The sequence below is a fragment of the Halovenus anhuiensis genome, assembly GCF_037080055.1.
Lineage (GTDB): Archaea > Halobacteriota > Halobacteria > Halobacteriales > Haloarculaceae > Halovenus.
Map to the genome: position 1 here is coordinate 375,079 of NZ_JBAOJI010000002.1, position 11,010 is coordinate 386,088.

Sequence of the window (11,010 nt, forward strand, 5' to 3'; positions counted from 1 at the left end):
GAACTCACGCCGATTCCGGCGGCTCGTCCTGAAATTCGACGACAGCTTCGCGGAATTCGTCCGGGATTCGCGTCGGCGTTCCCGTCTCGTCGACGGCGACGTGCGTGACCGACCCCTCTGCGAGTACCTCGTCGTCCGCTTTGCGTCGGCACTGGTACTCGAAGGTGAGACTGGATTCGCTGATGGCGCTGATCTGGACGGCGTTGACGAGTCTGTCCCGGAACTCCGCCGACCCGCGGTAGTCGAGTTCGACGTTGACCACGTGAACGTCCCAGTTTCGCTCTTCGAAGCTCTCGTAGCCGAAGCCGATGGCGTCGAGATACTCGGTGAAGGCTTCGTCCTGATATGTCACGTAGTTGCCGTAGAAGACGATTCCCTGCGCGTCAGTCTCCTCGAAGCGAACGTCGTTCTCGTACACGTCGTGCATATCTGAGCGTCGCGCTCCCGGCGTAAAAATACCTCCCACACCACAGCGGCCGGAAATACAAACGCAGTCGTAGCCAACAACTCGTTCACGCTTTCAGAAAACACTATTTGGTAGTGCGCCCAGTTGTATACTGTGACTGGACATCAACAGACACTGACACCGTTCTTGTGGCGTGCGGAAAACGTCTTCCCAGAGAAGGAGATTGTCGCTCGTACCCACGAAGGAATGAAGCGGTATACGTACGACGAGTACGGTGACCGTGTCCGGAAACTCGCCAACGCCCTCGACGAGGCGGGCGTCGAGGAGGGTGATCGGGTGGGGACGATCTGCTGGAATACGGATCGGCACTTCGAGACGTACTTCTCGGTCCCGAACATCGGGGCCCAACTGCATACGATCAATCCGCTGCTTCCCGACGGACACATCCAGCATATCGTCGACGATGCCCAGAACAAGGTCATCTTCGTCGATCCGTCGCTGGCGGAGAAACTCGACTCCGCGTACGAGGAGGAGTCCTTTTCGAGCGTCGAGCAGTTCGTCGTCATGGGTTCGGAGGTGCCGGACATCTCGATCGGACCCGTCACGGACTACGAGTCGTTCATCGGCGACGAATCCGCAGAGTACGACTTCCCGGAACTGAGCGAAGACCAGTCCGCTGGGATGTGTTACACCTCCGGTACCACGGGGATGCCGAAAGGTGTCGAGTACACCCAGCAGATGCTGTGGTCACACACCATGGCGACGATGGTCCCGCAGGCGCTGGGTATCGACGACTCCGACGTACTGATGCCGGTCGTGCCGATGTTCCACGTCAACGCGTGGGGGATGCCCTTCTCGGCGACTGCCGCCGGCGCGAAGCAGGTCTTCCCGGGTCCGTCGCCCGAACCCGAGGATCTCGCCCGACTCATCGAAGAAGAAGGCGTCACTCTCACTGCCGGCGTCCCGACGGTCTGGCTCGGTCTGCTCGAGTACATGGAGGACAACGAGGTCGATCTCTCCTCGCTCGAACGGGTCATCATCGGCGGCTCTGCGGCCCCGAAGGCCCTGATCGAGCAGTTCGACGAACTCGGTGTCGAGGTCGTCCACGCGTGGGGGATGACCGAGATGTCGCCGATCGGCAGCGTGGCGAACCTGAAATCCGATCTCGAAGATGCGCCGCGTGAGCGCCAGTTCGACGTGAAGGCCAAACAGGGCCTGATTGTCCCCGGCCTCGAATTCAAAGTCGTCGACGACGACGGCGAGGAAATCGCCTGGGACGGCGAGGACTTCGGCGAACTGTACGTCCGCGGTCCGTGGGTCACCCAATCCTATTTCGAGCGACCTGAGGCCAACGAGGAAGACTTCGAGGGCTCGTGGCTCAAGACCGGTGATATCGTCACCGTCGACGAGGACGGCTATCTCGAAATCGTCGACCGCGCGGGCGACGTGATCAAATCCGGCGGCGAGTGGATCTCCTCACAGGAACTCGAAAACGCCATCATGGCCCACGACGACGTGAGCGAGGCCGCGGTCATCGGCGTCCCGCACGAACGCTGGTCCGAGCGCCCGGTCGCGATGGTCGTCACGCCGGACCACGTCGACAACGATGCGCTGACGGACGAACTCCAAGAGATGCTCCTCGACGAGTATCCGAAGTGGTGGCTCCCGGACGGCTTCAAGTTCATCGACGAGATTCCGAAAACCGCGACGGGCAAGTTCTCGAAAAAAGACCTCCGCGAGATGTACGAAGGTCGCGAAGACGAACTGCTGGAGGAGGAAGTCTCCGAGGACGCTGCACCCGAAGAAGCAGACGACTAAACGTTCCCGGTGCGGTCTTTTTGTGTGATCGCCGCGTTCTACTGTTCTCTCAGTCTTCGATACAGCGCTGCCTCCCGCTGTCCGACTGCACCCGCTTGCTCACTCGCCTCCCACAGCAGCGACTGGCGGTCAGCCTCGCTTTCGGTTTCACTCGCCTCTCGGAGCACGCCGGCGAGTTCGGTCCAGTCGTCGGCAATCCCCGTCATCTCCTCGGCCGCGTCTTCCGGCAGTGAGACTACCTCACTGGCGGTCTCCAGAAAGTCCGCAAACAGTCGCCGGAAGGCACCGCCGCCAGTCCCGCGACGCTCGATATTCTGGTAGGCGAACCGAATCGTCCACGACGGATCGGGGAGCTCGCTCCACTCGGGCAGATCCGCAGCGAAGGCCTCGATTTCACCGACTCCCTGCCCGCTGAAGTACTTCGACTCTCGGTAGCTCTCCGCGGGATCCAGCATGTACGTCGCCGTCTCCCGGATCGCTTTCTTCGCCGCCTCCTCGAAGCCGACTGTCACCGTCGGGTCGTCGACCGTGAGATACCGACACTGCAAAGGAACGACGTGCGTCGAAGTCAGTGCCTCCCGCAGACGGTCGGTCGGCAGTCGCTGGATCTCTGCGAACTCGCTGTCGGCTAGATGTACGTACTCCCCGTCCTCGCCGTCGTCGTAGCCGACGACCAGCAGCGAATGCGGTGCGAAGTGGGTGTCCGTCCCGTAGTAATCCAGATAGTACAGATCGGCAAAGATCATCACCGGGTCGCCGTCGTCGATCCGTTCTTTGATCGCCGCCCACGCCTCCTCGAAAGCCTCGCCCTCGTGAATCGTATGTTCGATTCCGCAGTTCTCGAAGAAGGCCCGTTCGAGCCAGCCGGTTCGGCCGAAAATCGCTCGATGTGGGCTCGTCGGCAGTTCGAGGTACGAGAAGCCCAGCCCCTCGCCGAGTCCGAAACAGGTCGGCTCGTCGAACCCCCAGTCGTAGTACGTCGATAGATCCCGGAGAGAGGTTGATCCGCAGTGAGCGCCGGTCTCGTGGTCGAAGTCGAGTCGAGGCATGTCCCCCGGTTGTGGCGGCGACGAGGTAACTATTCCCCCGACTGCTGTTTCGCTCCCGACACGCTGCTTGGGGTTTTTTACCCGCCCTGAGAGAACACCAAACGATGATTACCCCCGTCGACGTGCTGTTCGGGACCGCCATTGTCGCCGGTGTCGTGCTGGTCGGACTGGGATATCTGCTGTCCAGACGATCCGAGCCCCTCGGTGTCTCGCCACTCGCTGGCTTTGCAGTCGTTCTCGGCCTCGGTGCCGTCGTCAGCGGCCTGCTGGGACTCGTCGGTGCCGACCCAGATCCGACGACCATGCCGTTGTGGGCCCAGATCGGACTGTTCTTCTGGGCTGTGGCCACGGTCCCGTGGTTTCTGTTTGCACTGGTGTACACTGGTCGGTACACGACGATCCGCCGGCGGACCATCGGACTGCTCTATCTCCCCTTTGTCGGCTTGCTCGGAAATTTCGTCTGGAACATCGTCGGAGACGGTGTCTCTGGCGTCGCCAATGCGGTGTCGTCGATGGTGCTCATCTACACGCTGGGGCTCGCCTTCTTCGGCGCACTGCTGGTGGTTCAGGCCGCGCGCTCGTACGTCCACCTCTCGACGGCGGATGGACTCGGACTCGCCGCCGCGCCGATCCTGATCGTTCTCGCGTTGAACTCGGTCGGGAATCTCCAGCAGACTGCGACCGTGCTCGCACCCGCGGTCTACGTCCTCGCACTCCTCGTCAGTACGGCGAGTTTCGGGGCCGTCGTCGCCCGGAGTTCGGTTCTCGACCAGACTCCCGCCGTCGAGACGATCGGGACTCGCGCGATCGCCGAGGAGACGGACGACCTCGTCTTCGTCGTCGATACGGACGATGTCGTCGTCAAGTGCAATCCCAGAGTGACCGAGACGCTGGCGATCGACCGCACATCGGTGCTCGGCGCTCCGCTGGCCGAGGTCGTCGCCTACGATTCCGACGACCTTCGCGACCGAGAGACGGTTCCACTCGAAACCGCCGCCGGCAAACGGCAGTACGACCCACAGGTCTCTGCGATCACCGACAGTGACGGGGCTGCTCTCGGCGCGGTCCTCAGCCTCCGTGACGTGACCGACCGACAACTCCGCGAACAGCGACTGACCGTCCTCAACCGCGTTCTGCGGCACAATCTCCGAAACAAGATCGACGTCATCAAGAGCCACGCTGAGGTGCTCCGTGAGGACCGACCCAACCAGCACGTCGGTCCGATCATCGACACCGCCGACGAGATCCGAGATCTCGGCTACGAAGCCCGAACTATCGACCGATTTCTGTCCGAGTCGACGACCCAGCGGGTCGACATCGTCGAGGTGCTCGAAGAAACACGCGATACCCTCGCCGCCGACGAGAGCGACTGTCACGTCACCGTCGATGCTCCGGACTCGGCGACAGTCGTGACCAACCGACAGGCACTGGAGGCGGCGGTTTCCAGCGCCGTCGACAACGCGCTCACGTATGCGGCTTCGACCGTCGAGATTCGAATCGACGCCGACGGTGACGGCTACGCAGTCGTCGTTGCCGACGACGGCAGTGGGATCCCCGAGCAGGAACTCCGGTCGATCGATACCGGCACGGAGACACCACTCCAACACGGGACAGGACTGGGACTGTGGCAACTCAAGTGGGCGGTCACGACGATGGGTGGCGATCTCTCCTTCGAGACGAGCGACGGAACGACTGTCAGATTTACAGTCCCTGACGTGAACTGATTTTGGTGGCTATAATCGTTGATTTATTATTCACGGGGTCGTACTCGTGAGTATGGATTTCACTCGTTCGACCGAACACCAACAGATCAAGGAGATGGTCTCGGAGTTTACCGACGAAGAGATCAAACCCCGCGCCGCGGAGATCGACAAGAACGACGAGTTCCCGTGGGAACTGGTCGACGAGATGGCCAGCCTCGGCCTGATGGGGATGCCGATCCCCGAAAAATACGGCGGTGCCGGGCTGGACTACCACTCGTATGCGACGGCACTCGAAGAGATCTCGCGAGGCAGCGGGGGCGTCGGGACCATCGTTGCAGCGCACATCTCGCTCGCCTGCAACATGATCTACGACTTCGGTAGTGAGGAACAGAAAGAGGAGTACCTCACGCCGCTCGCCGAGGGTCAGGAGATCGGTGCGTTCGGCCTCTCGGAGGCCGGCGCGGGCAGTGACGCTCCGGCGATGGAGACCACCGCCGAGAAAGACACCGCCGAGCAAAGCTCAGCGAGCACTGCGTCGGCCGAGGCGACGCAGGACGGCGACGAATACGTAATCAACGGCGGCAAACTCTGGATCTCGAACGGCTCAGTTGCAGATACGGTGGTCGTCTTCGCCAAAACCGACGAAGACGCCGGTGCGAAGGGTATCTCCTCCTTTATCCTCCGCCCCGAGGAAGACGACGGATTCATCGTCGAAGGCACGGAGGAGAAACTCGGCGACAAGGGCTGTCCGACCGCCGAACTCCGCTTCGACGATCTGCGGATTCCCGAGTCTCGCCGCATCGGCGACGAGGGCGAAGGGATGATCCAGGCGCTGAAGACGCTCAACGGCGGTCGAATCACCATCGCCGCCCGCTCGGTCGGCATCGCACAGGCCGCACTCGACGAGGCGCTGGCTTACTCGCAAGACCGCGAGCAGTTCGATCAGCAGATCAGCGACTTCCAGGCGATCCAGCACAAACTCGCCGACATGGACACGAAGATCAGCGCCGCCCGGATGCTCATGCACCGGGCCGCCGACCTGAAGATGAACGGTGACTCCTACCGCAAGGAGGCCGCCCAGGCGAAACTGTACGCCTCGGAGGTCTCACGTGAGGTCGCCAACGAAGGTATCCAGATCCACGGCGGCTACGGCTACGTCAAAGACTTCCCCGCCGAGCGGTTCCTCCGCGACGCGAAGATCAACGAGATCTACGAGGGGACCAGTGAAGTCCTGCGGAACACGATTGCCGACCAGCTACTCGACTGACCTGCCCCGACGCGGAACTTACTTCCACCGCGCGGCGGGACTAGCGAGCAATGCCGGGACTCGCCGGATCCGTCGTGCTCGCGGCCATCGCGGTGGTCGTCATCTGGAAGGGCAGCGAGTACTTCGAGGGTGCTGCGCGATTGCTCAGCAAACACTACGGGTTACCGCTTGCTATCCACGGGGCCGTCGTCGTCGCTGTCGGCTCCAGTTTTCCCGAGATCAGTTCGATCGTCATCAGCACCGTCGTTCACGGCGAGTTCTCTCTCGGCGTCGGCGCCATCGTCGGCAGCGCAATCTTCAATCTCCTGGTGATTCCGGCGCTGTCCGCGCTGTTCAGCGAGGAACTGGAGTCGACACGCAGCCTCGTCCACAAGGACGCGCAGTTCTACGTGATCAGCGTCCTCGTGCTCTTTACGATGTTCGCGCTCGGCGCGACCTACGTGCCGGGCGGGACGAACTCCGCGGCCATCTTGACACCGGCGCTGACGATTCTGCCGCTGGTAACCTACGGCATCTACCTCTTTCTCCACCAGCAGGATGCGAGCGAGCAGACCCTCGAACGTCCGCCCGGAATCCGTGCGGGCAAGCAGTGGGCGATCCTTCTGGTGGCGCTGGTCGTCATCGCAGTCGGAGTCGAGGGGCTGGTTCGTGCCGCCCTCTCGCTCGGAGAGTTGTTCGATACCCCGAGTATCCTGTGGGGGCTGACTGTCATCGCGGCCGGCACTAGCCTTCCCGACGCCTTCGTCAGCGTCAAGGCCGCCCGCGAGGACGACAGCGTCACCAGCCTCACGAACGTCCTCGGCAGCAACACGTTCAACCTGCTGGTCGCCATCCCGCTGGGCGTGCTGCTGGCGGGGTCGGCGACGATCAACTTCCTGGTCGCGGTGCCGACGATGGGCTTTCTGATGGTCGCGACGCTCGTGTTCATCGTCTTCACCCGGACAGATCTCGAACTCACCGATCTCGAAGCGTACGGCTTTCTCGCGCTCTACGGCCTGTTCTTGCTGTGGATGTTCCTCGAATCGACAGGCGCTATCGAGACCGTCCAAGGAATCTAGTAAAAAACTGCCTCGTCGATCAGTCGAGGTCGAAGCGATCCAGCGTCATCACTTTGTGCCACGTCTCGACGAAGTCCTCGACGAACTGTTCTTCGTCGCTGGCGTAGACCTCCGACAGCGCACGCAGTCGGTCGTGTGAGCCGAAGATGAGATCGAAGCGGGTCCCCTCCCACTCGAGGTCACCCGTCTCGCGGTCGTAGCCCTCGTAGACGTGCTCGGACTCGTCGGACTGCTCCCATCTGGTGTCCATGCCGAGCAGATTCGTGAAGAAGTCGTTGTCCAGCGTGTCGGTGTCGTCCGTGAGGACACCGAGGTCGCTGTCCTGGTAGGTCGCGCCGAGAGTGCGCATGCCGCCGACCAGCACGGTCATCTCTTCGGGCGTGAGATCGAGCAGGTCGGACTTGTCGACGAGTAGTTCTTCGAGTTTCCGGTCGAAGTCACCCTCGCCGACGTAGTTGCGGAAGCCGTCGACTTTCGGCTTGAGTGCCTCGAAGGACTCCTCGTCGGTCCACTCTTCTTCGGCGTCGACTCGACCCGACTCGAAAGGCACGTCGATGTCGTAGCCGGCCTCGGCTGCGGCCGCCTCGATGGCCGCGTTGCCGCCCAGCACGATCAGATCAGCGAGTGAGACGCGGGTGCCGTCCTCGCGGGAGTCGTTGAACTCCGCCTGAATCGCTTCGTAGGTTTCGAGGGCTTCCTCCAGCTCGGCTGGCTCGTTGACTTCCCAGCTCCGCTGTGGCTCGAATCGGATCCGAGCGCCGTTCGCACCGCCGCGTTTGTCGCTGTCGCGGTAGGTGAAGGCGGCGGCCCAGGCGGTTTTGACCAGCTGTGACCGGGAGAGATCGGAATCGAGCAGTTCCTCTTTGAGCAGTTCGGCCGCGTCGTCGCCGACTGGCTGGAAGTCCCGGTCCGGCAGCGGATCCTGCCAGATCATCGTCTCCTCGGGCACTTCGGGGCCGAGGAACCGCTCCGGCGGGCCCATGTCGCGGTGGATCAGCTTGTACCAGGCCTTCGAGAAGGAGTCGAGGAACTCCATCGGGTCGTTCTGGAACTCCTCGATGACCTCGCGGTAGTCGGGATCTTTCTTCAGCGCTACGTCCGTCGTCAGCATCATCGGCGTCTGCTCGCCGTCGCCGTGCGCTTCCGGCGCGTTTTCGACGCCATCGTCGACCGGTGTCCACTGCCAGGCACCGCCGGGGCCTTTCTCTGGCTCCCACTCGTAGTTGAGGAGGTTGTCGAGGTAGGAGGTGTCCCACATCGTCGGCGTGGAGTTCCACGGCCCTTCGATCCCGCTGGTGATGGTGTCGTCACCCTTGCCGGAGCCGTAGTCGCTCTCCCAGCCCAGCCCCATGTTCTCGATGGGGGCGGCTGCGGGCTCGGGACCGACGTGTTCGTCGGGGTCGTCGGCACCGTGGACCTTGCCGAAGGTGTGACCGCCAGCGATCAGCGCTGCGGTCTCCTTGTCGTTCATCGCCATCCGGTCGAACGACTGGCGGATGCGCTGGGCCGACCACTCGGGGTCGGGTTCGCCTTCCGGCCCCTCGGGATTGACGTAGATGAGGCCCATGACGGTCGCGCCGAGGTGGTCTTCGAGTTCGTCGTCTTCGTCGAAGCGGTCCCAGCTTTCCATCTCGTTTTCGGGCCCCCAGTCGACGGACTCGTCGGGCTCGAACTCGTCCTCGCGGCCGCCCGCGAAGCCGAAGGTATCGAAGCCCATCGACTCCATTGCGACATTCCCAGCGAGAACGATCAGATCTGCCCACGAGAGTTTCTTGCCGTACTTCTGTTTGACCGGCCACAGCAGGCGGCGGGCCTTGTCGAGGTTGGCGTTGTCCGGCCAGCTGCCAAGCGGCGCGAACCGCTGTGTGCCACCGGAGGCACCCCCGCGGCCGTCGGTGGTCCGGTAGGTGCCGGCGCTGTGCCAGGCCATCCGGATGAAAAGCGGTCCGTAGTGGCCGTAATCGGCCGGCCACCACTCCTGAGACTCGGTCATGAGCTCTTCGAGGTCCTCTTTCACCTGCTCGTAATCCAGCGACTGAAACTCCTCAGCGTAGTCGAACCCCTCGCCGAGCGGTCCAGCATCACGGGTGTTCTGGTCGAGAGCGGCCAGATCTAATCGGTTCGGCCACCAGTCTTGGTTGCTCTTGCTCATCACCAGAGCATTGTTGCTTTGGCGTGTTAATGTTGTCGTATGGGAGAGGAAATCTTCGCTGTGACCTAAGTTATCTATCGAATGTGTGAATATTCTTCGGGCATACGTGCGGTGCTCGTTCGTTGGTGGTACTGTTTCGGCACCGTGACTCTCGACGATTCCTGTCTGTGTCACCATCGCCATCTCGAAGGATTCGACCAGCACGATTTCGACGACTGGACCAGATTATCTTTGCGTTTGGCTGTCCTTGCTGAGTGTATGAGCCGCTGGCACCGATCAACTGGACCACTCTCGCGACGACGGTATCTCAGATGGGCCACAGCAGGCGGTGTCGTGGCAGTTGCAGGCTGTCTGGGTGGATCTGAGGACGCCGAGGTTCCAGCGCCGGTTTCCATCGAGAGGGGGCAGGCGTGTGATAACTGTCAGATGGTCGTCGCCGACCATCCCGGGCCGGCGGGACAGGCGTACTATCTCGACGACCAGCCGACGGACCTCCCGGACGACCGCGAAGACGGACGTGCGTACTTCTGTAGCTCCTGGTGTACGTACAAGTACGTCCGCGAACACGAACAGGACGGCCCCGAACCGGCGGGCCTGTACACGACCGATTACTCCACTGTCGACTACACCGTCGTCGAAGACGCCGGTACGGCCGTCATCAGTGCCCATCTCGATGCAGACGCCTTCGCTCGCGGCGTCGAGTTACAGTACGTCGTCGACAGCGATGTCGAGGGCGCGATGGGGGCATCGCTCATCGGCTTTTCGGACGGATCCGACGCAGACTCCTTCGCCGACGAGTACGGCGGAACGATCCTCGATCACGAGGATATCACGCTCCAGAATATCAACACCCTCTAGCGTGGAGAATCCCGGCCGCCTGTTTCGGCCCGCGCACCAGACTAGTTATGACTGCGGCCGGGCGAAGGTCCAGATATGTGGCAGAATCGATTCCGGACCGACAGGCGAACCGTCCTCAGCGGAATCGGGGCTGGTGCAGTCCTCGCAGCGGCGGGCTGTATCGGGACCGACGACGAGGCTGCGCCGGAAGACGACGGCGACGCTGAGCCAGACTCGACCGACAGCGACTCGACGGCGCTGACCGAACCGACAGCGGTTCCGGACGAGGAAGGCTGTGCCGTCTGCAACATGGTCGCCGCGGAGCATCCGGCGTGGAACGCACAACTGGTCCACGAAGACGAGACACGCGTCTACTTCTGCTCGTCTGGCTGTCTGGCCGCGTACTACGTCACCCCCGAGACGTTCGACGGCCCCGAGGCGGCTATCGAACGTGCGTGGGTCACGGGGTACGAAATCGGCGAGTTGTTCGCTGTCGAGGAGGCGTCGTTCGTCAGAGTCACCGACAGCGACCACGTCGACGATATCATGATGATGAACCCGACGCCGTTCGCAGACCGAGCGGACGCGGAGCAGTTCGTCGCGGAGTTCGACGCCTACAGTGACGAGGATATCATCGGTATCGACGCGTTCGACATGGAACTGGCAACACTGTACCGCGGTCGATTCCTCGAAGCAGACGACTCCGCGAGTCAGTGATGG

Annotated in this window: 9 protein-coding genes; 6 read left to right on the forward strand and 3 right to left on the reverse strand. The window is 62.3% G+C overall.

All coding sequences use genetic code 11. The annotated features are described in order from the left end of the window. Nucleotides 1-4 precede the first annotated feature (4 nt). The gene (locus V8P86_RS07750; protein WP_336326680.1) at nucleotides 5-427 is read right to left on the reverse strand and encodes an acyl-CoA thioesterase; all 423 of its coding nucleotides are present in this window, start codon (nucleotides 425-427) and stop codon (nucleotides 5-7) included. A gap of 132 nt (nucleotides 428-559) precedes the next feature. On the opposite strand from V8P86_RS07750, the gene V8P86_RS07755 reads away from it, so the two are divergent. After that, nucleotides 560-2,224 (forward strand): long-chain fatty acid--CoA ligase, encoded by a 1,665-nt coding sequence (locus tag V8P86_RS07755; RefSeq protein ID WP_336326681.1) that lies wholly within the window; start codon nucleotides 560-562, stop codon nucleotides 2,222-2,224. Nucleotides 2,225-2,262: 38 nt separating this feature from the next. Here the strand turns inward: V8P86_RS07755 and V8P86_RS07760 are convergent, their stop codons facing one another. Beyond that, entirely contained in the window at nucleotides 2,263-3,273 is a 1,011-nt protein-coding gene (locus V8P86_RS07760; protein WP_336326682.1) for a BtrH N-terminal domain-containing protein, read from the reverse strand. 104 nt (nucleotides 3,274-3,377) lie between these two features. Between V8P86_RS07760 and V8P86_RS07765 the strand changes: the two genes are divergently transcribed. From V8P86_RS07765 to V8P86_RS07775, 3 genes are read left to right on the forward strand one after another with little or no spacing between them, the layout of a single operon-like run. After that, on the forward strand, nucleotides 3,378-4,997 hold the full coding sequence (locus tag V8P86_RS07765; protein WP_336326683.1) for an ATP-binding protein: 1,620 nt from the start codon (nucleotides 3,378-3,380) through the stop codon (nucleotides 4,995-4,997). A gap of 52 nt (nucleotides 4,998-5,049) precedes the next feature. Further along, complete coding sequence (locus V8P86_RS07770) at nucleotides 5,050-6,243, forward strand: acyl-CoA dehydrogenase (RefSeq protein WP_336326684.1); 1,194 nt, start codon at nucleotides 5,050-5,052, stop codon at nucleotides 6,241-6,243. A gap of 50 nt (nucleotides 6,244-6,293) precedes the next feature. Beyond that, nucleotides 6,294-7,301 carry a sodium:calcium antiporter gene (locus V8P86_RS07775; RefSeq protein WP_336326685.1) on the forward strand — a complete coding sequence of 336 codons (1,008 nt, stop codon included), beginning with the start codon at nucleotides 6,294-6,296 and terminating at the stop codon, nucleotides 7,299-7,301. A 19-nt stretch (nucleotides 7,302-7,320) separates the two neighbouring features. Here V8P86_RS07775 and katG read toward each other — a convergent pair whose 3' ends face one another. Beyond that, nucleotides 7,321-9,453, reverse strand: a complete 2,133-nt coding sequence (gene katG / locus V8P86_RS07780) for a catalase/peroxidase HPI (protein WP_336326686.1) — start codon at nucleotides 9,451-9,453, stop codon at nucleotides 7,321-7,323. A 258-nt stretch (nucleotides 9,454-9,711) separates the two neighbouring features. Between katG and V8P86_RS07785 the strand changes: the two genes are divergently transcribed. Both V8P86_RS07785 and V8P86_RS07790 read left to right on the forward strand, forming a co-directional pair. Continuing rightward, nucleotides 9,712-10,311, forward strand: coding sequence for a nitrous oxide reductase accessory protein NosL (locus V8P86_RS07785; protein WP_336326687.1), 600 nt, complete (start codon nucleotides 9,712-9,714; stop codon nucleotides 10,309-10,311). A gap of 75 nt (nucleotides 10,312-10,386) precedes the next feature. Beyond that, nucleotides 10,387-11,007 carry a nitrous oxide reductase accessory protein NosL gene (locus V8P86_RS07790; protein ID WP_336326688.1) on the forward strand — a complete coding sequence of 207 codons (621 nt, stop codon included), beginning with the start codon at nucleotides 10,387-10,389 and terminating at the stop codon, nucleotides 11,005-11,007. Nucleotides 11,008-11,010 lie beyond the last annotated feature (3 nt).

Excerpts from the sequence above, each read along its gene's own strand:
- V8P86_RS07750 (WP_336326680.1), bottom strand. The coding sequence starts at position 427 with ATGCACGACGTGTACGAGAACGACGTTCGCTTCGAGGAGACTGACGCG.
- V8P86_RS07760 (WP_336326682.1), bottom strand. The coding sequence starts at position 3,273 with ATGCCTCGACTCGACTTCGACCACGAGACCGGCGCTCACTGCGGATCA.
- V8P86_RS07765 (WP_336326683.1), top strand. The coding sequence starts at position 3,378 with ATGATTACCCCCGTCGACGTGCTGTTCGGGACCGCCATTGTCGCCGGT.
- V8P86_RS07770 (WP_336326684.1), top strand. The coding sequence starts at position 5,050 with ATGGATTTCACTCGTTCGACCGAACACCAACAGATCAAGGAGATGGTC.
- V8P86_RS07775 (WP_336326685.1), top strand. The coding sequence starts at position 6,294 with ATGCCGGGACTCGCCGGATCCGTCGTGCTCGCGGCCATCGCGGTGGTC.
- katG (WP_336326686.1), bottom strand. The coding sequence starts at position 9,453 with ATGAGCAAGAGCAACCAAGACTGGTGGCCGAACCGATTAGATCTGGCC.
- V8P86_RS07785 (WP_336326687.1), top strand. The coding sequence starts at position 9,712 with ATGAGCCGCTGGCACCGATCAACTGGACCACTCTCGCGACGACGGTAT.
- V8P86_RS07790 (WP_336326688.1), top strand. The coding sequence starts at position 10,387 with ATGTGGCAGAATCGATTCCGGACCGACAGGCGAACCGTCCTCAGCGGA.